This is a genomic window from Halorubrum sp. SP9, assembly GCF_005435015.1.
Classification (GTDB): Archaea; Halobacteriota; Halobacteria; order Halobacteriales; family Haloferacaceae; genus Halorubrum; species Halorubrum sodomense.
In genome coordinates this window covers 1-22,294 of sequence record NZ_SGXU01000030.1, presented here as the reverse complement: position 1 = coordinate 22,294, position 22,294 = coordinate 1, and the positions used below count along the sequence as shown (strand labels likewise).

Sequence of the window (22,294 nt, the reverse complement as noted above, 5' to 3'; positions counted from 1 at the left end):
CTATGACCCAAAACGGAAACACAAAAATCCTGGTCGTCGAGGATGACCAAAATTTGGCTGAGCTGTATGCAGAGTGGCTCGCAGACCGCTATGTTGTCGAAACCGCATACTCTGGCGAAGAAGCCTTGGAGGCGTTCGATGCGACTGTCGATATCGTTCTTCTGGATCGGATGATGCCCGGGTTATCCGGCGGAGAGGTTCTCACGCGACTCAGACAATATGAGTCGAACTGCCAGGTGGTTATCGTCTCTGCGGTGACACCGGACTTCGATATCGTCAAAATGGGATTCGATGCGTATCTCGAAAAGCCCGTTGAAGCTGACGACCTCGAAGACGTTATCTCCCAGATGCTCACTCGTGCCGAGTACAACGAGGATCTGCAAGAGCTGTTCTCGCTGATAGAACGCCAATCGACCTTGGAAGCCGTCATGGAGGCAGATACCCTCGAAACGAGCCCGAAATACCAGGCACTCACAGACCAAATCACAGAACTCGAGGATAAAGTCGAACGGTACCTCCAGAACCTGCCAGATAGGGATTTTCGAGTGGCTATCGAGCGCCTGCAACGAACAGCAGCAGAGCGCAGGGAACAACAGCAGTACCAGTCCCTCACTGAAGACGTATTAGACACATCACAGGAAGGGGTCATTGTAATTGACCGTGATGGACAAGTGGTGTGGGCAAACGAAACTACCGAAGAATTACTTGGAGTTGATAGAGACGATATCCAAGGGTCTGACTACAGTCGAATTGCTTCTGAATCGTACCAGGAATATCCCTCAGGTGAGCAAACACTGTCTGACCTCGTAACTCATTCTCTAGAGAACATGAATTCCGAAGTCGAAGCCATCGTCCGTATCCCTGAGACGGCTTCGAAAGAGCAGCAGTGGTTGGAGTACTGGAGCGGGCCGATTCAAACTGGTCTTTATGCAGGCGGGCGGATTGAACACTACCACAATATTACAGAGAGGTACGCGTATGAACAACAGCTTGAGGATCTGCATGCGGTTTCCCGCGATCTAATGACAGCGGACTCGGAACGTAGCATCGGCGAGACCGTGACAACTGCCGCAGTCGGGGAACTCGGATTCGAGTTTGCCGCGATATATACACGAGAAGAGCACACGGGACGCTTGGTCCCACTAGCACACGCATCCACGGAAGATGTTACTGAAATCGATCTTCCCACTATCTCTGAAGGAGACACACCAGTCTGGACGACCTATGTGACTCGAACGGAACAGTTGGCTCCCGACGACGAAGACGTAGTAGATACTCGGTCAAGCCAGTGGTTGGCAGAGGAGTTCTCGTCGTGGCGACTCTACTCACTAGAATCAGAGGGGGTTCTGTTGGTGGGGATGACCACGACGCCAGAGATCTCCTCAAGAAAGAACAAATTGGCAAAGACGTTAGCAGCGAACGCAGCAAGCGCATTCGAACGAACAGCACAAGAGGCGGCCCTTCGGCAACGCGACCAGCGGTTAAACGAGCAAAACGAACGGCTGACACGACTGGATCGAATCAATACACTGATACGGTCGATAAGTGCCACGGTTATCAGTGCAAATACACGAGAAGAACTGGAGCAAGAGGTCTGTAATGCTTTAGCTCATCTGGATCTGATTAGCGGGGCGTGGATCGGTAAAAAAGATATTAATACGAATACGATCGAGGTCAGAGCCAAAACGGAGTCGCTCCAATATCAAAAAGTGGGGGCGAACGACACTCCAGCAGATGACAATACCCAACGGAGTAACTCTACATTGCCACCTGCTGAACGGGCATACAGGATTGAAGGTTCGGTCGTGGAGAGCGACTTAATGACCGCTCGCTCCGAAACGGAGTGGGAACAAGACGCACTGAAAAATGGCACCAACTCGATTGTGGCTGTACCACTACAGAGCGAGGCGTCGATCCTTGGCGTATTAGAAGTCCACTCCAAACTACCAAACGCCTTCGCTGAAGAAGAGGTGACAGCCCTCACAGAGCTCGGTCAAATAATAGGTCACGGGATATCAGCACTCCGGCAAAAGGCGGCGCTTCTATCTGGTGGGGGCACAATTCTCGAAATTCAGTTCGAGGACGATACTGGCCTTGCAACTCTTGTTTCGGATATGGAGACGGATCTCGAAGTGTTGAATGTAGTGACTGAGAGTCCAGATCACCTCCTGTTCGCGCGAGTGACCGGTGAAAACGTGACCCCCGAGGCGTTCGAAGCTGCTGGTTTCGATCCAGAGACGGTCATTTTGAGCGACTCTCGAAATGGTATCTACTGTAAAGTCCCGGTGCGGAACAGCAGCTTTTGCGAGAAACTGACCGACCAAGGAGTTGCGATAAATCAAATCACAAACGCTTCCGAGTCCAACGAGATCGTGGTTTCAGTAACCGTGCCATTCACCGTCGACGTCGGGGAATATCTGAGTTCACTCCGGGAAGACTACAGCGATCTCACCCTGTTATCCAAACTGGATAGTGAGCGGGGAGAAACTAATACCTCTCTCTCAGCACGTCTTGATGGAGCTCTTACCGCCCGGCAAGAAGAAGTCTTGCAGACGGCGCTCTACGCAGGATATTTTAATTGGCCGCGGGATGCAGATTCGACGTCGATTGCCAAGACTCTCGATATCGCACAGTCAACGTTCAACCAGCATCTTCGAGCTGCTGAGTCTAATCTGCTGACGACTCTCTATCAGGATTCAACCGAGCTGTGACCTGCCTCAGTATCACGTTCTACAGTACTCGGGCTGTCCTGCTTATCGACATTCGGAAAACTGGCTCCAAATAGTGGGCCTTTCCATATAGGCATTAAATTTGGCAACCCGATATTAGAGGGTAGAAGACGTTTGATTGTAGAATAGATGTATTCTTTATGGCCCAAAGCTCTCCGCACCGAGAGTCTGAACCTACGGGATGGAGTACAGATTCCCAAATAGTGCGTGAATTTGATAGACCTGTCCGTGTTTCGGATGCGGTCATTGAGACACTTATGGAAGCTGTCGAAGACTGGCCGGAACTCAGTAGATCACCTCCGGTGTTCGAATTTGTTGATACAGACAAATTAGATGGCTTGTTCAAAACTCGTACAGTCGAGGAGACCAGTCATATGCCCTCTGTGGAGTTTCTCTTTCAGGACGCACTTGTGACGGTCATGTACGCATCAACGGTGCGTGTCATCGTCGAACGAGATGCGTGAGTGAGAATAGATGACCCATTCCAGTACCGTTCTGATCGTCGAAGACGAAGAGAATCTCGCTGACTTGTTTGGCATTTGGCTACAGGAGCAGTTCGAGGTTCATGTGGCCTATTCCGGGGAAGATGCACTGGAAATCTTCGCTGAGGAACCGATTGATATTGTCCTTTTAGATCGTCGAATGCCGGGCCTCTCTGGCACGGAGGTGCTACAATCAATTCGTGAAGGCGGCGATGCCCAGCAGGTGATCATGGTAACAGCTGTTCAGCCAACGGAAGACCTAGCGTCCATCGATGTGGATGACTATCTTCTCAAACCAATCGACCGGACGAAGCTTCTTCGAGCTGTGGAAGCTGCGGAGCTGGTTCTAACATACGAAGATTCACTCACAGAGCTTCTCTCACTCACCGCGAGGAAAGCCACGTTAGAAGCGAACCTCGACAAGACAGAGCTAGAAAAGGACGACCGATACGGCGATCTCCTCCAGAGAATACGAGAGTTGGAGGAAGAAGCTGATACGACACTCCAGCGTCTCGAGACAGATTATCAGATCGATATGCTGGTCAGAGACCAGCGTATCGGATCCCAACCTGTAGAGCAGTTCTGATATGGTGCGAGGAGCCGTGGCATCCACTAATTGTGCTACCAGCAGCAGTATCGAAGTACTCGCAGAAAATAAATATCCACTGCTCATCGGATTGGTCTTCGTACGAGCTATAGATGCGAGTCTCACGTACTATGGGCTAAGCATCGGACTGCGAGAAGCCAATCCGATTGTCGTACTTATTGTTGAGACTCTCGGAATCATCCCCGGCCTATTCTTTCTCTCGTCGGTGTCACTAGTGTTATTATTCTTTCTTGGTGAATACCTGCTTCCCTGGGTCGGACAATCGAGACATAATATCGATCTGTGGAGCAATGTAGCATACCTTTCAGCTTTGGTCGTATGGAGCGCTGTGTCGCTTCATAATATGGTACTCATTTGGATATGAGATTGATCGAGTTTGTCGGCGTATTATTATATGTTTCAATTGTGTTAATTATATCATTTGCTATGCTGCTTTCTCTGCTTTAATTTCTGCAATGAAGCTCCAAACCCTCACTTTATAAACGGTATAGGAGGATGGCTTAACCCTGCGGAAATTCACGGATTAAAACTGGATAGAGTATTGGCACCTATTAGCAGAGACAATCCACGAGTTACACTATACATAGCCCCGTTCACCCCTCAAAGCCGGATTATAGATAGTAAGGCCAATACTTAGACGTTGACAATATTGATCAGGTACATCTATTGGGTTCAGAATTATGTTCTTCCTCAATAATAATCGAACCGGATACCTCTCAAACTGGTATCCAGCGAAGCGTCAGAGGCACACCCACCCCACCCCCCCGTTTAATTAAATATAACACGCGTTTTGAGTTCGTTCTACTTTCTATAGACTGATGCCCTACACCAGTCAGTCCTGTCGGACTGTGTTTCGACGGATCGCCCAACGACAATATAGTGAGTGGCCGGCGTACAATTCGACACCACTGTACGATCGAACGTCGCTCGCTGGACTGGAATCAGATATCCGGACAGTCTCGGAGACGTGGTTCGATCACGATAGTCACGACTCTATCGAGGAGTTCGTCTGTACACTCCCGCTAGCCTACTTTCGATTTAGCGCCCATGATCAGTATGCGGGGTCGACACGCTACCAGATGGCCACTCTCTTCCGGGTGTTCGTTCTGCAAGAATGCCACGGGTGGGAGCACGAAACCGCACTCGTTGGCTACCTCAGGAACCGCCCTGAACTCCGCGATAAACTGGGGTTCGAGACGATCCCGTACCAATCGACACTGTGGCGAAGCTGGCACGAGCGGTTCACCCCTGACCTCCGAGAGACTGTCGAGACAGCGGCTCGAACGATTCTCATCAAAGCACAGAATGCAGGTGTCGCGGTTCCGCGTGAGCCGGCACGAAAGCTCCGATACCACGGGAACGAGTCTGGTGAGTCAGACCCGAATGATCAAACTACGTTGGAGCAGGCAGAGAAGATCACCGGACACGTCAGCCGCATCGTGTTCCCGGCGTTTTCGCTGGAACGTGGCGAGGGCTGTGAGATACACGAGAACGCCTACTGGGACTTACAGACGTATCTCGGACTTCGCGAGCGGCTGGCTGCGAACGAAGGGGCTCGCAGTTTTGTCTACGAATCGACTCGGGATCGGACACCGCTGGGCCACGCCCATCGCGAGCACATCCGCGACCTCTCGGTTGACCAAGTGCGAGAGATGTACCGGCAGGCCATCACTCGGCTCCTGAACGAAGTTGCGGAGACAGAGCAGTTCTTTCGAGCGGGGATCGTCGCGATTGACATTACCGAAGCTGACCCCTTCACAGGCGATAGAACTGGCTACGAGGATGAGATCATCGGAACGAAGGAAAAGAACGACGAATACGCCTACCAGTGGGCGACAGTCCAGTTAGTCGGGAATGCCGTTCCGATCGTTCTAGACGCGCAGCCAGTTCGGAAGGGTGAGCCCCGCTTAGAAATTGTTGAGGGCCTCTTGGATTCTGCCGAGGAGATGGTTCACGTCGATAACGTGCTGATGGACCGAGAGTTCGATAGCCAGCACGTCCTGGAGATGCTCAGCCAACGTGGGCTTTCATACGTCGTGCCGAAGCGAATGCAGACCAGCGAGAAAGCCCAGGCCAAGCGATTGCTCCAGCGCGACCAAGACCGCTACGAGACCGACCGGAAGCTCCATCTCGGAAAGAATGAGTGGCACGAGACGACGCTGATCTACCGCCGGAAAGAGGACTCCGAGTACGACGATCACCGGCAGTATTCGGGGTTCATGACGAATCAGGGGAGCGGACACCTTACGGAGTACGGCTACAGGTGGGAAATCGAGAGTGGGTACAGGTCGATCAAACGGTTCATGGCGGCGACGACGTCGAAGGATTTCGGGCTGCGATTCTTCTACTTCGCGTTCGCCTGCCTGTTGTATTCGATCTGGCGGGCTGTCGATCTGCTCGTGCAGGTTGAGTTGACTGGTGAGTACGAACATTCGCCGATCGTAACAGCCGACAACACGCTGACGTTGCTGAAGAAGGAAACGGGAATCGGGTAGAGAGACACCCTGTCTGGGTTAGCGCGCCGTTTGAGTGGCTACACTATTGGATGTCTCGAAAATTCGCCCTTACGATTGGAAGTGTGACAATAATGTCCGCTTGGAGAGTGATCTGGAGCAGTTTCCGCTGACCGAATCGTTCAAATTCGCACATCACAGGCCCGCTAAACCCACTGTAGTCTCAACTTCACGATCCAAGGGGTAGTTGAGACTGGTCGTCTCAATGCATAAGATTGGATTCGACGGTTGAACGCCAATCGTTTTCCCCGCTACCCCCTTCGATTGAATTGTATCGATTGCCGAGCACGTCGCACCGGCTGTGTGTACAGATAGAACGTATGCCACTCGCTCAACTCCTCGAACAATACGTCAGTCTGGGTATCTTCGTCCTCGCTGCAGGCCTGAGTGTACTCAGCTTCCTCGCATGGCGGCGGGAACGTGATCGTCGTATGTGGATCGTTACGCTCGGGTACGCGATGTTCGCCGTCTATGGGTTCATCGTGTTCCTTGAGTACCCGCTGCTCCCGTACTTCCCGTACGCGACGCTGGAATTGCTCGAACACGGGAGTGCAATCCTGATCCTCGGTGGCCTCCTGGCGTTTTTCGTCGCTTTGACGCGGGACTAAGCAATGTCGGACCCGGATCTCGAATTGGCCTCTCGGCGGGAAATCTACCAGCGGATAGCCGATACGCCCGGAATTCACTTTCGCGCGCTCCTCGACGATCTTGAGTACGCACAAGGGACACTCCAGTACCAGCTCAGGTGGCTCGCCGGTGGGGACCTGATCGACGTCTCGGATGACGGCAAGTACACACGGTACTATCCGGCTGCCGAGTTCGACGAAGCCGATCGAACAGTGATGAACGCGCTGCGCCGGGAATACAGTCGCCGCATCCTCGCACATCTTCTCACAGACGGCCCGCTCTCGACAACCGAACTCAGCGACCGCCTCGACAAGGCACAATCGACCGCCTCGTGGCATCTTTCGAAACTCGCCGAGGCCGACCTCGTCACCAAAGAGCGTGACGGCCGGAGTGTCGTCTACGAAGTCAGCGATCCTGATCGGGTAAAATACCTCTACACGGTTCACCGGCGCTCGTTCACTGACAAAGTCGTCGACCGTATCCTGGGCCTCTGGGACAGCTACTAGCTCGCCGCCGCGTTCGACGGGAGCCCTCGAAGCACCAACAGACGCAACAGGAGCACGTACACGAGAAACGCCACTGAGGGTCCCAGCAGGGGACGAATAAGTCCCGTCAGATCAGTCCCGATCGCTGCAGCATGGATTGTCCCGAAGGCGAACCCAGCATACGCGAATGAGTGGACGACGCGTGGGCCCCAGGGGCGCTGGAAGCGTCTTGCGTCAATAAAGCCAAGCACCGCGACGACAAGCATGAGCAGTGCCCCCGCACCGACGGCGACGCCGCCGAGAAAGTACGGCATCGAGTATGCCGGCGCTGGAACCTGTCCGGTGATAACGAACCACGCATCAAGGACACCGAGTCCCGCGTGTAGCAACGTGACGATCATCGCGAACACGGATAGTTCAATATGGATTCGTTGAGCGGCCTCGTGGAGCATTCCAAACGATTCCGTGTTGTAGAGGATGCCCGTGAGAACTGCCAGATACAATGCCGGATACGTGACAAGTGCGGCACCTCGGTCGAGGAGCCAGACGAGCTGTGACATCACGATGCCCCCGTCGTTTCGACGATATCGGGACAGCCGTCCGCGTCCTGGAACCCGTTTTTCGTTTCCGGTCGTGTCGGACACGTATCCGCGGAGTCGTTGATATCATCATCATCGTAATCGGCTGGGGCCTGTCGCGTTGAAACGGTCTGGTCGACGAGGTCGCTTTGTTTTTGTTCGGTCGCTTGGGCGGCACGCACGTCTCCGATCTGCCAAAGAGCAGGGACAGCCACCACTAAGACGACCATCGCCACGACGGTGATTCGTTGCTTATGTGTCCAAAACATGTGTCTCAAAGCCATCTGTCGTATGGAAGACGCCATCGTGGATGATGAGCGCCTCTAGACCCTCCCAGTCCGATGCTAATTCGCGTGCCTTGGCAAGCGGGAGTGCCGCGAGGGTCGTCGCCAGGGCGTCGGCTTCCATACAGTCTCGGCGTGCCACGACGGTGACCGATTCATGGCGAGAGCCGAGCGATTCGGTGGTCGGATCGTAGACGTGGTCAGTGCCGTTTCGTGACCGTCGGTATCCGCCCGATGTTGCGACATACCAGTCCGTGTCGAGGACCTTCAGCGGTGTGTCGTCACCGTACGGGCTCTCGATGGCGACCGGTCCCGTCGGTGGGGACATGTCACCGCCACCACTGACGAACCCACGTCGGCCGACGCCGCCGAGTGCCTCGCTGGCCCGATCAACGATGTACCCTTTGGCGAGGCCATTCAGGTCGAGTTCGACGTCGGTCGTGATGTGAGAGCCGCTGGCTTGGACAGTTCCAGTATCAAACTCTGTTGGTAGTGTTTCACTGTCACCGCGCAGGAATGTTTTGAGGGTGTGTTCGACGCGGCCCTGATGAATATCGAACACCCCGTCGGTCCGGTCGTTGTATTCGATTCCACGGCGAACGATTTGGGCAACGTGTTCGTTCCTGACTTCTCCTTCACGGTTGAGCCGGCTGACGGCACTCGCCGCATCGAAGGCGTTCAGCTGGGCTTCGAGTGATTTAGCCGTTTTTCGGGCCACAGTAGCCCCAGCCTCGGCCCAAACGCCCGTCGCCTGAATCCGAAACGTTGTGTCACAACACTCGAACTCGCGTTGGGTGTCCCCGAACCGTTCGTAGACCGATGCGAGCGATCCCATCATCTCGGTCACTCATCCTCTTCGTGTTCTTCGTCCTCGTGTTCCTCTTCGTATTCTTCCTCGTCGTCTTCATCTTCGTCGTCTTCTTCGTACTCCTCGTGTTCTTTGTCCTCGTATCCGGACTGTGTCTGGACTGCTGGGGTGAACTCCTGATTCGGCGTCGGCGCATCCGAAGCGGCCTGTTGTACTACATCCGATGCCGTTGAACCGGATGAGTCAGTTTGCTCGCCAACTTGCGCGAGGCCGCCACCGGGCAGCGCGAGGGCCCCGGCGACACCAGCTGTGAGGAGCGCACCGACGAGCGTGAAGGCGACGAGTTTGTTTTTCGGGACGGGAACGCGCATAATTAGCTACCCCTCGGTTCAGAACCACTATCTTCGACGTGTCGGTCGTTGCGTTCTGTCATTGCAAATAGAGGGTTGAGACAGCCGTAGTAAGGCGTTCGCGTCCAACCATCGAATGTTCGTACAGCTATCGAATCTGTTCAGGACATGAAATGGGTTCTGAGCACGCATGTGATTCGGTTACCAGGCATCTGGTGCGATCAGTGTCTGTCTGACCCTGTGCACGCAGACGATTCGATGGTTGTACGACGATTCGATAGATGGACGCGAATGCTATTTTGTAAACTGTACCTATGTGGGATTGTAATGCCAAGGAACAAGATAACCAGTATCGCGCTCGTTGCCTTGCTAATATTGAGTGCAGGTGCAGCAGCAACTGGTTCCGCCACCGCCGCGCCCGCGAACCAAACAGCAGATGCTGATCAAGAAACGAACAGTACTGCTACGGGGACGAGTGAGATAGGGATAGAGTCACTTAGCGGACTATCGCTATTTGATTCGCTCGGAGCACTCTTTTCCGATGATAGTGCATCCGATAGCTTGACTGCCGACACCCCGAGTGAGACCATCGATATCGACGACATCAACGAGACAGACACTGACGACATCAACGAGACAGACACTGACGACATCAACGAGACAGACACTGACGACATCAACGAGACAGACACTGACGACATCAACGAGACAGACACTGACGACCTCAACGAGACAGATACTGACGACATCAACGAGACAGACACTGACGACCTCAACGAGACCGACACCGACGACAATTCGGATTCAGAGGATACGGTTTCTGACGACAGCTCAAACGAGAACGAAGGTGACGAAAACTCTGATGAGGATGACGCTGGCAACCCTGATTCAGACTCTGACTCCGACGACCAGTCCGACGATGATGACTCTGACGACCAGTCCGACGATGATGACTCTGACGACCAGTCCGACGATGATGACGAAGATTAGCTGATCGCGGATCAAACCTATCCGCTATTGTAAAGTAACCGTCTGCAGGCACAGTAGTCCCGGGCACCTGCGTTGAGCCCTTCGTATTATGCCAGAATACTGTGTGGACGCATACGATTCGATGACTGGACGCGAACACACTTTTTGATACCGTACCCACAGCTAGATATGTATAATCGATTATCGCAAGTCGGTCTCGCCGTTGTGCTCATTCTGGTCGTTAGTGGAGTCGGCACTGTTCAAGCGGGGGCATCACCAGTAGATGGTGATCATATAGTCGTGAAAAATCTTGACGCAACAGAACAGTCACTCCCTCCTGTTGCGGACGTGGATGAATTGGAGGGTGAGGAAGAGGAAGGTGAAGATGTAGAGGATTCGGACGAAGATGAGACAGGCGCGAGTCTGATTGGAGATTGGTGGGGCCTTGGTGGCGAAGTGAATGAGGCTCCGTACATTGGTGTGGTTGAAGCTGGCGTTGTCCTTCTCGTCTTCGGTGTCCTCGGGTACAGTCTTGTAAAGCGAAAGCGATTGCTGCCGGTGCAGTACCGTCGGTATCAGTTACAAACACACCAGTGGGTCGTTCTCATCGGGACGGCACTAACGCTGCCACACTTCATTGCTGTCGAAGAGTGGGAAGGCCTCGGTCTCGCAGTTGCTGTCTTGCTCGGTGTAGAGGTGGCGAGTGGCCTGTATGGTCGATATCTACATCGACACGTCGTCCGGCTTGGACGAGGAGATGAGACACCGTCAGTCGTTGGCCGTGTGCTGACTGTCACAAAAGAGACTCTCTTTTCACGATGGCGACGAATACACGTCTTGCTGACTGTTGTCACTGCCATCATCCTCGTCCTCCACATTATCACCGCAATCGGTGACTGACCTTCCCGTGGTCTCGACTCAGCCTGATAGTAGAGGACTGGCAGCAAAGTTGGAATTGGCCCGTTTCGGACAGTACCGCACATCTTTCGATGGAGATGAGTCCGTACACGAGTCAGGGGCATGGAGTTCTAGTGGTCCCGAGTGACACTTCCCGCCGTGATGTCTTTCGACGAATCGCTCAACGCCCACACGTCGATTGGCCGGCCTACGACGCGACGCCACTGTACGACCAAAGTTCACTGACTGCGCTCATTGAGGATTTCCGGACTGTCTCTGGAATCTGGTTCGAACACAGCGCTCACAACTCGGTCGAGGGGTTGGTCTGTCAGTATCTACTGTCCTACGTGGAGTTCAGTCCCCACGACCAGTACTCCGGTCCGACCCGATATGAGATGCCACAGCTCTTCAGAGCGTTCCTGCTGAAAGAAGTGTACGGCTGGGATCACGAAACCGCGCTCGTCGAGTATCTCCGTCAGCACTCTGAAACCCGTCGATCGCTTGGGTTCGATTCCGTTCCCGACCAGTCGACTCTCTGGCGCAGTTGGAATGAGCGCTTCAGTGCCAAGCTCCGTGAGACTGTCGAGAGAACGGCTCGGACGACCCTCATCAACGCCCAGAATGCCGGTGTTGCGGTTCCTCGTGACCCGGAACGGAAGCTCCAGTACCACAACGAAGAGTCTATGGAGACCGATCTTGACGACCAGACTATTTTGGAAGAAGCAGCGAAGATCAGCGATCACGTCAGCCGAGTCGTCTTCCCGTCATTCTCGTTGGACCGTGGTGATGGCTGTGAAATCCATGAGAACGCGTACTGGGACTTACAAACGTATCTGGGTCTTCGTGAGCGGCTGGCTGCGAACGAAGGGGCTCGCAGTTTCGTCTACGAATCGACTCGGGATCGGACGCCGCTGGGGCACGCCCATCGGGAGCAGATTCGGAACCTCTCGATTGAACAGGTTCGAGCGATGTACCGGCAGGCCATCACTCGGCTCCTGAACGAAGTTGCCGAGACAGAGCAGTTCTTTCGAGCCGGAATCGTCGCGATCGACATTACCGAAGCTGACCCGTTCACAGGTAACCGCACGGGCCACGAGGACGAGATCATCGGGACGAAGGAGAAGACCGACGAGTATGCTTACCAGTGGGCGTCCGTCCAGTTAGTCGGCAACGCCGTCCCGCTGGTCCTCGATGCCCGCCCCGTCCGAAAGGGGGAGACACGACTGGAAATCGTCGAGGACTTGCTGGATTCGGCTGAAGAGTTGGTACACGTCGATAACGTGCTGATGGATCGGGAGTTCGACAGCCAGCACATCCTGGAGATGATCAGCCAGCGCGGGCTTTCATACGTCGTGCCGAAGCGAATGCAGACCAGCGAGAAAGCCCAGGCCAAGCGATTGCTCCAGCGCGACCAAGACCGCTACGAGACCGACCGGAAGCTCCATCTCGGAAAGAATGAGTGGCACGAGACGACGCTGATCTACCGCCGGAAAGAGGACTCCGAGCACGACGATCATCGGCAGTACTCGGTGTTCATGACGAACCGGGGGAGCGGACACCTCACGGAGTACGGCTACCGGTGGGAAATCGAGAGTGGCTATCGATCGATAAAGCGGTTCATGGCGGCGACGACGTCGAAGAATTTCGGGCTCCGATTCTTCTACTTCGAATTCGCGTGTCTCTTGTACTCGATTTGGCGAGCGGTCGATTTGCTCGTCCAAGTCGAGCTGACGGGTGAGTATGAACATTCGCCGATCGTAACAGCCGACAATACGCTGACGCTGCTGAAGAAGGAAACTGGAATCGGATAGAGAGATACTCTGTCCGGGGTAGTCCGGATTCCTGAGTGGCAACACTGTCGGAGATCTTGGAAATTCACCGGTTTAGTTGGTAGTACGCCACCAGAAGACTATCGAGAGTAGATCCGAAGCAGCTTCGCCTCGAAAATTCGCCCGAAACCACGCATCACAGCCCCGCTAAACCCACTGTAGTCTCAACTTCACTTCTCACTATTAACGAGGTTTCTGTGGAGTCATTTGAGATCAGACCCCAATTAATCAGATATTTGTCAGTAACTGAATAGAATAGATTGTATGGCCGGGGTGGGCTCCGAACCCACGATCTCCGCATGTCCCAGGTCCGAGGCTCGGCGGAGCCACGGGAAGGACGCGGACGCTTCCAAGGCGTCACCGCACCGAATCTCCGAACCCTATGAGTGCGGCGCTATGTCCAGCTAAGCCACCCGGCCTCACCAGTTCGTACCGCGATGAGACTCTTTAACCTTCCCATCCGTCGGAGGGTTGTGAACCGATCGCAGATCGCCGCGGGCGGCCGCTTCCGGCGGTGAATCGGACCGAAGGCGCCCCCGTTTCCGAGCGGGGCGAACCCGACGGCCCCGCGCTCGCGGTCGACCCAGCGGATTTATGCCGGGCGCGGCGTATCCCCGGCGTATGAGCCTCCCCGAACTGCTCGCGGCGACCGTCGGCGACGAGGACGTCGTCGCCGAGGTGCCGCTGGGCGGCGACGATCGACTCGCGGTCACGCCCACCCGGACCCTGGTCTTCCGCGGAGACGGGCTCCTGTCCGACGAGTCCGTCGACGAGTACGGCCACGACGTCGAGCGCATCGAGGTCTCGACGGGCCGCCGCAAGGCGAAGATCACCCTCGGGTACGGCCTCGACGGCGACGAGACGCTCTCGGTCCCCGCCAAGCGCGTCGACGACGTCCTCCACCCGATCCTCGCCGGCGTCCTCTCGGCGAGCGGCGTCACGGGCCCCGGCGAGACGGTCGTGCGCACCTTCCGCTTCTCGGAGCTCACCCTGATCGTCACCAGCGAGCGGCTGGTCAAACACGTCGGCTCGGCCGTCTGGGACCCCGAGTTCGAGGAGTTCCACTACGCGGACCTCACCGGGCTCGACTTCGAGGAGGGGACGGTCGCCACCGCGATCGTCCTCGTCCACGACGGCCGTTCGGAGCGGTTCAAGGCCCCCAACGAGTCCGCCCGCGCGGTCCGGGAGACGCTCGCCGACGCGGTGTGTTCGTTCCACGAGGTCGACAGCGTAGAGGAGTTCCGCGTCGCCGCCGCCGAGGCCGACGAGTCGGCCCCGGACGCGGAGGCGAGCGGCGCGACCGACTTCGGCGAGGGGCCCGACCCGCTCTCGGCGTCCCCGGCCGCCGACGCGGAGGCCGACGCCGACGGGATCGGAACCGGACCGAACGAGTCGGCCGGTGCCGCCGACCTCGGTGGCGGGTCGGACCCGCCCGTCGAAGGCGATAACACCTCGGAATCGGCCGCCCCAGGATTGAATTCGGCCGATTCCGACGGTTCGGCCGACGAGGACGACGACCCGCTGGACGGAGACCCGCTCGCCGCGGACGCGTCCGTGGACGACGCGACGGGGGCAGACCCGCTCGACGACGCGACCGCGACGGATTCCCTCGGCTCGGAGCCGACCGGGGCCGCGTCCGTCGACGACGGGAGCGAACGAGAGGCGGGGGGCGAACCCGCGTCCTCGGCCGACGGTGAGACGGTCGCGGCGGACTCGACGGTCGCCGGTTCGACGACCGGAGACCCCGTCTCCGACGCCGCCGACGCCGACTCCGTCGCCCCCGGCGTCGAGACGGACGCCGCCGGTCCGGACGACGACGCGTTCGACGGGTCACCGTTCGAGAGCGCCGGGGTCGAAGACGCGGACCTCGCGAACGAGGTCGCCGCGTTGCGGCGCACCGTCGAGACGCAGTCCGAGCGCTTAGACCGGCAGTCGGCGCTCATCGAACAGCTGATCGAAGAGCTCCGGCGCGGGCGGTGACGGACCCGCGCCTCGCGGCGGCTCGTTTCCACGAACCGGCCGACCCGATTCTCTCGGGTGAGACTCGCGTCGGATCCGTTATCCGGCCGGCGGCGAATCCCCGGACGTAATGGCCGGAGTGGGAACCCGAATCGGTGCGGTGTTACGAGACGTCGCGAGCACGGAGGGACGGCTGGCGGTCACCGCCGGTATCGTCCTCGCGACGCTCGCGATCGGCTGGCTGTTGCTTCCCAGGGCCGTCCGTGCGGGTCAGCGGGTCGCTTCGGGCTGGATCGAGCGGGTCCTCGACGACCGCGCCGGGGCGTCGACGGAAGGCGCGATCGAGACGCTCCGCGACGGCGTCCCGTCGTCGTTCCTCCTCAGGCTGGCGGTCGGCGGCCTCCAGCTCGGGCTGTTCGTGCTCGCCGGCGTCGCCGTGCTGACGCTGTGGGGGCGGTTCGACGTCGTGGTCGCGGTGCTGCCCGTCGCGGAGAACGCCGTCAGGGTCGGTGCGCAGGTCGTCGTCTCGGCGGTGCTGCTCGGCGGCGCCTACGTCGTCAGCGACGTGGTGGAGACGTACGTCACGGAGCTGTCGGCGGACAGCGACCGGATCACGGCCCACCAGGAACAGCTCCTCACCCGGCTCGCGCAGGTCGGGCTGCTCGTGCTCGCCGCCATCACGGTCCTCGGGATCTGGGGCGTGAACCTCGGCGGCCTCCTCGTCGGCGCCGGCTTCCTCGGGATCGTGCTCGGGATGGCGGCCCGGCAGACGCTGGGGTCGCTCATCGCCGGCTTCGTGCTGATGTTCGCCCGCCCGTTCGAGATCGGCGACTGGGTGGAGATCGGCAGCGAGGAGGGGTTCGTCACAGACATCACGATCATGAACACCCACATGCGCAACTTCGACGGGGAGTACGTCGTGGTGCCCAACGACCTCGTCGCCAACCAGGCGATCACGAACCGGAGCCGCGAGGGGCGCCTCCGGATCCACATGGAGGTCGGGATCGGATACGACGACGACCCCGACGAGGCGGCCGAGATCGCTGAGGAGGTCCTCAACGGGATCAACGTGATCGCGAACAACCCCCAGCCGTACGCGATCCCCTCCGGGTTCGGGGACTCCGCGATCCTGCTCGACCTCCGCTTCTGGATCGATCCGCCGACACCGCAGGCCCGGTGGCGCTCGAAGGCGACCGTGGTCGAGCGGATTCAGGACCGCTTCGCCGACGCCGGCATCTCGATCCCCTACCCGCAGCGGACCGTCTCGTACCCGCCGGAGACGGCGCAAGCCGAGGAGACGGTCGAGCGCGTCGAGCGGACCGACGGGGACGACGAGGAGCGGTCGCGGGACCGCCCCGCCTGAAGCTCCGGCGCTCCGCCTCGCTCAGCGGTCCGACGGGCCGGTGTAGCCGCTCGGAAGCTCCGTCCCGCGGCCGGTGAACAGTCGCTCGAACCGCTCGATTCGCTCTAACACGTAGCTCAGGGCGGCCGTGAGCGAGTCCGCGCCGATGGACAACAGGTGGCGCGCGCCCTTCGTGCGGTCGGCGTGATAGAAGCTGATCTCCCCCTCCGGCTCGGTGTTCCGCTCCGGCATCACCACGAGGTCCTGTCTGCTGGGGTCGTGCCGGAAGACGAGCACGTCCGTGAGCGAGTCCGCGCCGTAGGTGACCACGTCGTGGCGGACGCTCCACTTCGCCGGCGTCTCCTCGGCGAGCGCGTCCGTGTCGACGACGTTCCGCATCGTCGTCGCCGTCGAGACGCGTTCCAGGCCGGATCCGCGGCGCTCCCGAAGCCACGCGAGGATCCGCTCGACGACGTCGCGGAGGCCGTCGGGGCCGGAGAACCGGCCGGCCGACCGCTCTCGCGGCAGCGACCCCCGCGTCACGTCGGTCCGCTCTCCCATGTGAGAACCCGCGGCCGCGTCGTGTTAATAGGTACCGGTCGGGGCCCGTACCCGTCTCGACGTGGAGCGCACCGGTACCCGGCTCGCCGGTCCCGACCCGCGACTCACCGGTCCCGACCGAACCCGGCCGCGAACGTCGCCTCGTCGACGGAGAGAACGGTCGGCCGACCGTGCGGGCAGGCGAAGGGCCGGTCGCACTCGCCGAGGCGGTCGAGCAGGTCTCGCCGGTCGCCGTCGTCGAGTTCGGAGAAGTCGCCGCGCTTCAGCGACGGGTGACACGCGAGCTCCGCGAGCAGGTCGTCGCGCGCGTCCCGCGGCGCGCCGCGGTCACCGTCCGACCCCGAAAGGGCCGCGAGCGCGTCGCGGAAGGCGTCGGCGTCCGCGGTCCGACCGAACGGCGCGGGGACGGTCCGAAGCCGACGCGTGCCGCCGCCGAACGCCTCGGTCTCGAAGCCGAGCGCGGCGAGGTCCTCGGCGTGCGCCCTCGCGGCCGCGGCCTCGTCGGCCGACAGCGAGACGGTCGCGGGCGGGTCGAGCGGCGCGGTCGGCACCGCCTCGCCGTCGAACGCCCGGGCGAGCCGCTCGTAGTTCACGCGCTCGTGGGCGGCGTGCCCGTCGATCACGAGGAGTTCGTCGCCGGCCTCGACGAGGACGTAGAGGTCGCGGAAGACGCCGACCGGCTCGGCGTCCGCGAACGCGCCGGTCCGCGAGCCGTCGTCGGCGCCGACCGGGCCAAGGGCGGATTCGAGGTCGGTGGCGACGTCCGCCGAGCGCCGGAGGTCCGCGCCGGTGAGCGCGTCCGTGACGACCGACGCGACCGCCTCGGCGACCGCGTCCGCGCCGCGGAGGCCCACCTCACGCTTGGCGGGGTGGACGTTCGGGTCGACGCGGTCGGGCGACAGCGACACGTCGACCGCCGCCACCGGCTCCCGGCCGTCGGCGAGGAGGCGACCGTACCCCTCGCGGACCGCGGCCGCGAGCCGGCCGTTCCGGACCGGCCGACCGTTCACGGAGACGCGGACGTGATCGCGGGTGGCCCGAGTGATCGACGGATACGCCAGTATCCCCGAGACGCCCACGTTGACCGCGTTCGGGTCCACGCTGGCCGACTCCGGTTCGGCGTCGACGCTCGCGTCGACCGTCGTCGACCGGCTCGCGGTGTCGCGGTCGTACACGCCGAGGAGGGCGTCCGTGCGGTCGGTTCCGGGCGTCGACAGCGTGGTCGACCCGTCGTGGTCGAGCGCGAACGCGACCGAGGGGTTCGCCAGCGCGTAGTCGGCGACGAGCGAGGAGACCCGGGCGAACTCCGCGCTCGCGCCCGCGAGCGACTCACGGCGGGCCGGCCTGGTCGCGAACAGGTCCTCGACGACGACCGTCGTCCCGCGAGCGCGACCCGCGGGCTCGACGGTGACGTCCCGCTCGCCGTCCGACCCCTCGGAGCGACTCCCGACCGCCGCGGTCCCGTCGACGACGACCCGCGTGCCGACGCCGTCGCCCGGGCTGGTCACGAGTTCGAGCCGGGCCGCCTCGGCGACGGCGGCGAGCGCCTCGCCGCGGAAGCCGAGCGAGTCGACCCCGACGGGGTCGCCGTCGGGCGCCAGCTTGCTCGTCGCGTGGCGCTCGACGGCGCGGGCCGCGTCCGCGCGGCTCATCCCTCGCCCGTCGTCAGCGACCCGGATCCGGTCGGTGCCGTCGCCGTCGACGGCGACCTCGACCCGGGAGGCGCCCGCGTCGAGCGCGTTCTCGACCAGTTCCCCGACGACCCGGGCCGGCCGAGTAACGACTTCGCCGGCCGCGATCCGGTCGACCGTCTCCCGATCGAGCCGGCGAACGCGTCCCTCGTCCTCGGCCGAGTCGCCCTGGGCTTCGGCGGCGTCCTCGGCGCCGGACGCGCCGCGACCGCGGTTCCGCTCACCAGTCATCGTCGACCCTCGACTGGAGGTCGTGGAGCGCGTTCAGCGCCTCGATCGGCGTCATCCGCGCGAGGTCGAGGTCGCGAAGCTCCGCGGCGAGGCCGGAGGGCGCGTCGGCCGCGGCTCCCTCGTCCGCGTCGTTCGTCGAACCGACGCGAGACTCTCGGGCCGCCGAGGGGTCGACCGGTTCGGTTCCGTCCGCTTCCGGCCCCTCCGGCGTCTCCTCCGCGAGGAACTCGCGCAACGACGCGTCGGCGTCGGGGGGATCGTCGTCCGGATCCCCCTCGCCGGTCGCGTCCGCGTCGCCCGTCGCGCCCGCGTCGCCGGGCGTGTCCGCGTCTTCGATCCGCTCCGCCTCGCGACCCCGCTCCGCCTCCTCCGCGGCGACGAGGTCGCGAGCGCGGTCGACCACGGGACCGGGAACGCCGGCGAGCTCCGCGACCTCGACGCCGTACGACGACGAGGAGGCGCCGGGGACGACCCGGTGGAGGAAGGTCACGTCGCCGTCCTCGCGCGTCGCGGTGAAGTGGAGGTTGAAGACGCGCTCGCGCTCGTCGGCCAGGTCCGTGAGCCCGTGGTAGTGGGTCGCGAAGAGGGCGGTCGCCCCGAGCTCGTCGTGGAGGAACTCGGCGGCGGCGCGGGCGATGGCGCGCCCGTCGGTGGTGGCGGTCCCCCTCCCGACCTCGTCGAGGAGGACGAGCGAGTCCGCGTCGGCGTCGTGGAGGATCTCCGTCAGCTCGCTCATCTCGCGCATGAACGTCGACTGCCCGCCGGCGATGTCGTCGGAGGCGCCGACCCGGGTGAACAGCCGGTCGAAGACGGGGAGCGAGGCGGCCTGCGCGGGGACGAACGAGCCCGTCTGCGCGAGCACGACGATGAGGGCGACCGACCGCATGTACGTCGACTTCCCGCTCATGTTCGGCCCCGTGATCACGGCGACCGAGCCGCGCGGGAGGTCGGCGTCGTTCGGGACGAAGGAGTCCTCGGTGCGCTCGACGACCGGGTGCCTGCCGCCCTCGATCTCGACGCCTGCGGCGGGGTCGCTGGCGGCGTCGGGGGCGTCACCGACGGCCGCGTCCGAGCCCTCGCGCAGTTCGGGCCGGACGTAGTCGCGCTCGACGGCGACCGCGGCGAGCGAGGTCAGCGCGTCGAGCTCGGCCAGCGCGTCGGCGAGGTCCTGGATCCGCTCGGTCTCGGCCGCGACGCGGTCGCGGACGTCGACGAACAGCTCGTACTCCAGGGCGTCCGCGCGCTCGGCGGCGCCGACGATCTCCTCCTCGCGCTCCTTCAGCTCCGGGGTGACGTAGCGCTCGCTGTGCTTCAGCGTCTGCCGGCGTCGGTAGTCGTCGGGGACGCGGTCGAGGTTCGCGTCGGTCACCTCGATGTAGTAGCCGTGGACCTGGTTGTGACCGACCGACAGCGAGTCGATCCCGGTGCGCTCGCGCTCGCTCGCCTCCAACTCCGCGACCCACTCGCGGCCGTCGCGCTCGGTGGCGCGCAGGTCGTCGAGATCGCCGTCGAACCCCTCGCGGATCACGCCGCCCTCGGTGATCTCCTGGGGCGGGTCGGTCGCGATCGCGCCGTCGATCAGCTCGCGGACCTCGGTCAGCTCGTCGAGCCGGTCGCGGAGGTCGCGGAGGTGATCGGTTCGAGGGAGCGCGGGGTCGCCCTCATCGGCGGCGTCCGTCGCGTCGGCTCCGTCGCCGTCCACCCCTTCCGTCTCCGCGAGCGTCGCCTTCAGCTCTGGCACGACGGCGAGCGTCCGGTGGAGCGAGCGGAGGTCCCGGGCGTCCGCCCGTCCCCGCGAGACGCGGCTCACCAGCCGTTCGAGGTCGTAGGCGGTCGCGAGCGCGTCGGCGACTCCCTCGCGGGCGAGGCTCCGGTCCGCGAGCTCGCCGACCGCGTCGTGGCGGCTCCGGATCGCGTCGGCGTCGACGAGCGGACGGCGGAGCCAGCGCTCCAAGCAGCGGCGGCCGAGCGCGCAGTTCGTCTCGTCGAGCGCGTCGAACAGCGTGTCGCTCGCGCCCAGCCCGCGGTTCTCGAAGAGCTCCAGGCTGCGCTGGGCCGCCGCGTCGAGCCGGAGCCGGTCGCGGGGGTCGTACCGTCGGATCCGGGTCACGTAGGGGAGCGGCCCGTCGTCGCCCTGCGTGTACTCGGCGTACGCGAGCACGGCACCGGCCGCCCGCAGCTCCGCGTCGGCGTCGAACCGCCGGTCCGGTGCCGGGAGGTACGGCTCCAACCGCTCGGCCGCCGTCCGGCGGTCGAAGGCGCCCGCGTCGTAGTCGTGGGTCGTCCAGCCGCGCTCCGCGTCGCTCGGTTCGAACGCGGGAGCGTCCGGGCCGGCGATGAGCTCCGCCGGCGCGATCCGGTCGAGCTCGCCCGCGACCGCGTCCGCGTCGCCCGACGTGACGAGACATTCGCCGGTCGAGACGTCGACGGCGGCGAGGCCGACGTTGGTCGCGGGATCGGACTCCTCAACGCCCCGGTCGGCCGCGACCGCCGCCACGTAGTTCGTCGTCCCCGGTTCGAGGAGGTCGTCCTCGACGACGGTGCCCGGCGTGATCACCTCGGTGACGGCGCGGTCGACGAGGCCGGATGCCTGCTCGGCGTCCTCGACCTGGTCGCCGAGCGCGACGCGGTAGCCCGCGTCGAGCAGCGATTCGAGGTAGGGGGCCGCGTTGTCGATGGGGATCCCGGCCATCGGGTAGTCGCCGGTCGAGTCGGACCGCTCCGTCAGCGTCACCTCGCAGACGCGGGCCACGGTCTCGGCCGCCTCGCAGAACGCCTCGTAGAAGTCGCCGACCTGGAACAGCACCAAGGCGTCCTCGTGGGCGGCACAGAGGTCGGCGTACTGCGAGAGCATCGGCGTGAGCTCCTCGCGGACGGTCGCGATCCCGGGCGGCAGCCCGGTCACCGTCTCTCGGTCCGCCGGTTCCATACCCCGTACCCGGGCGGCCGCGGGCATAAACGGTGCGGAGGCGTCGGCGGAGAGCAGAACGAGCTCGTGGGGGCGTCGAGAGCCTTACGGTCCTTCGCCCCCGAGTACGGCCGTGACGAACCGAACGATCGTCGTGGGGCTCGCCGGGACGTTCGTCGGCATGACGGCGCTCCTCGTGATCGGCGGGATCGTCCTCCACCCGATCGCGTTGGCGCTCGCGGTGCCGTTTGGCGCCGTCTCCTACTTCCTCTGGTACCACGCCAGCGGGCGCCTCCACGACCGGGCGCGACGGTCGGCCGAGCAGGCGGGGCCGACGGAGCGCGAGCGCGCCAGACAGCGCGCCCGCACCGAGGCCAACCGGGAACGCGCGTACCGCGCCGCCGGCGACGGCGGTCGGAGCGCGAGCGGGCGACGCCTCTCAGC

Annotated in this window: 19 protein-coding genes, 1 tRNA gene and 1 pseudogene; 13 read left to right on the top strand and 8 right to left on the bottom strand. The window is 61.7% G+C overall.

All coding sequences use genetic code 11. The features are described from left to right. Positions 1-2: 2 nt before the first annotated feature. The 7 genes from EXE45_RS13515 (at position 3) to EXE45_RS13495 (ending at position 7,464) form a co-directional block, all read left to right on the top strand. Positions 3-2,711 carry a response regulator gene (locus EXE45_RS13515; RefSeq protein ID WP_092920175.1) on the top strand — a complete coding sequence of 903 codons (2,709 nt, stop codon included), beginning with the start codon at positions 3-5 and terminating at the stop codon, positions 2,709-2,711. Between the two features lie 158 nt (positions 2,712-2,869). Beyond that, on the top strand, positions 2,870-3,193 hold the full coding sequence (locus tag EXE45_RS21855; protein ID WP_158293471.1) for a HalOD1 output domain-containing protein: 324 nt from the start codon (positions 2,870-2,872) through the stop codon (positions 3,191-3,193). A gap of 10 nt (positions 3,194-3,203) precedes the next feature. Then, positions 3,204-3,797: a response regulator gene (locus tag EXE45_RS13510; RefSeq protein WP_073307163.1), complete on the top strand. Its 594-nt coding sequence runs from the start codon at positions 3,204-3,206 to the stop codon at positions 3,795-3,797. Position 3,798: 1 nt separating this feature from the next. Continuing rightward, a complete protein-coding gene (locus EXE45_RS21850; protein WP_369333759.1) occupies positions 3,799-4,182 on the top strand; it encodes a DUF5658 family protein in 384 nt (127 codons plus the stop codon). Between the two features lie 454 nt (positions 4,183-4,636). Beyond that, complete coding sequence (locus EXE45_RS13505; RefSeq protein ID WP_137694635.1) at positions 4,637-6,313, top strand: transposase; 1,677 nt, start codon at positions 4,637-4,639, stop codon at positions 6,311-6,313. Positions 6,314-6,762: 449 nt separating this feature from the next. After that, positions 6,763-6,939, top strand: a complete 177-nt coding sequence (locus EXE45_RS21355; protein WP_241988353.1) for a hypothetical protein — start codon at positions 6,763-6,765, stop codon at positions 6,937-6,939. Between the two features lie 3 nt (positions 6,940-6,942). After that, a complete protein-coding gene (locus tag EXE45_RS13495; RefSeq protein ID WP_137694634.1) occupies positions 6,943-7,464 on the top strand; it encodes a metalloregulator ArsR/SmtB family transcription factor in 522 nt (173 codons plus the stop codon). Here EXE45_RS13495 and EXE45_RS13490 read toward each other — a convergent pair. From EXE45_RS13490 to EXE45_RS13475, 4 genes are read right to left on the bottom strand one after another with little or no spacing between them, the layout of a single operon-like run. Continuing rightward, entirely contained in the window at positions 7,461-8,003 is a 543-nt protein-coding gene (locus tag EXE45_RS13490) for a hypothetical protein (protein WP_092920171.1), read from the bottom strand. The two genes, EXE45_RS13495 and EXE45_RS13490, sit on opposite strands and share 4 nt — an antisense overlap. Then, positions 8,003-8,251: a hypothetical protein gene (locus EXE45_RS13485; protein ID WP_241989489.1), complete on the bottom strand. Its 249-nt coding sequence runs from the start codon at positions 8,249-8,251 to the stop codon at positions 8,003-8,005. The genes EXE45_RS13490 and EXE45_RS13485 overlap by 1 nt, the downstream gene beginning before the upstream one ends. Positions 8,252-8,273: 22 nt before the next feature. After that, positions 8,274-9,143: an FAD:protein FMN transferase gene (locus tag EXE45_RS13480; RefSeq protein ID WP_092920169.1), complete on the bottom strand. Its 870-nt coding sequence runs from the start codon at positions 9,141-9,143 to the stop codon at positions 8,274-8,276. A gap of 5 nt (positions 9,144-9,148) precedes the next feature. Next, on the bottom strand, positions 9,149-9,484 hold the full coding sequence (locus EXE45_RS13475) for a hypothetical protein (RefSeq protein WP_137694633.1): 336 nt from the start codon (positions 9,482-9,484) through the stop codon (positions 9,149-9,151). 306 nt (positions 9,485-9,790) lie between these two features. Between EXE45_RS13475 and EXE45_RS13470 the strand changes: the two genes are divergently transcribed. The 3 genes from EXE45_RS13470 (at position 9,791) to EXE45_RS13460 (ending at position 13,140) form a co-directional block, all read left to right on the top strand. Next, positions 9,791-10,453, top strand: coding sequence for a hypothetical protein (locus EXE45_RS13470; RefSeq protein ID WP_137694632.1), 663 nt, complete (start codon positions 9,791-9,793; stop codon positions 10,451-10,453). A gap of 168 nt (positions 10,454-10,621) precedes the next feature. Next, positions 10,622-11,332 (top strand): hypothetical protein, encoded by a 711-nt coding sequence (locus EXE45_RS13465; RefSeq protein ID WP_137694631.1) that lies wholly within the window; start codon positions 10,622-10,624, stop codon positions 11,330-11,332. Between the two features lie 131 nt (positions 11,333-11,463). Continuing rightward, positions 11,464-13,140, top strand: coding sequence for a transposase (locus tag EXE45_RS13460; protein WP_369333758.1), 1,677 nt, complete (start codon positions 11,464-11,466; stop codon positions 13,138-13,140). A gap of 283 nt (positions 13,141-13,423) precedes the next feature. Here EXE45_RS13460 and EXE45_RS13455 read toward each other — a convergent pair. Then, positions 13,424-13,577: transfer RNA gene (locus EXE45_RS13455), tRNA-Met, on the bottom strand. Positions 13,578-13,779: 202 nt separating this feature from the next. Between EXE45_RS13455 and EXE45_RS13450 the strand changes: the two genes are divergently transcribed. Beyond that, the gene (locus EXE45_RS13450) at positions 13,780-15,138 is read left to right on the top strand and encodes a hypothetical protein (protein WP_137694629.1); all 1,359 of its coding nucleotides are present in this window, start codon (positions 13,780-13,782) and stop codon (positions 15,136-15,138) included. Positions 15,139-15,247: 109 nt separating this feature from the next. Next, positions 15,248-16,480 (top strand): mechanosensitive ion channel family protein, encoded by a 1,233-nt coding sequence (locus tag EXE45_RS13445; protein WP_174548984.1) that lies wholly within the window; start codon positions 15,248-15,250, stop codon positions 16,478-16,480. A 21-nt stretch (positions 16,481-16,501) separates the two neighbouring features. On the opposite strand, the gene EXE45_RS13440 is transcribed toward EXE45_RS13445, so the two are convergent. The 3 genes from EXE45_RS13440 to mutS form a co-directional block, all read right to left on the bottom strand. Next, positions 16,502-17,020 carry a hypothetical protein gene (locus EXE45_RS13440; RefSeq protein ID WP_092920164.1) on the bottom strand — a complete coding sequence of 173 codons (519 nt, stop codon included), beginning with the start codon at positions 17,018-17,020 and terminating at the stop codon, positions 16,502-16,504. A gap of 104 nt (positions 17,021-17,124) precedes the next feature. Further along, positions 17,125-18,942 (bottom strand): DNA mismatch repair endonuclease MutL, encoded by a 1,818-nt coding sequence (gene mutL, locus EXE45_RS13435; RefSeq protein WP_137694628.1) that lies wholly within the window; start codon positions 18,940-18,942, stop codon positions 17,125-17,127. Next, complete coding sequence (gene mutS / locus EXE45_RS13430) at positions 18,932-21,871, bottom strand: DNA mismatch repair protein MutS (protein WP_137694627.1); 2,940 nt, start codon at positions 21,869-21,871, stop codon at positions 18,932-18,934. Before mutS ends, mutL begins: the two co-directional genes overlap by 11 nt. Positions 21,872-21,983: 112 nt before the next feature. Here mutS and EXE45_RS13425 point away from each other — a divergent pair. Then, positions 21,984-22,294 (top strand): annotated as a pseudogene (locus EXE45_RS13425) (molecular chaperone DnaJ); the annotation flags it as partial.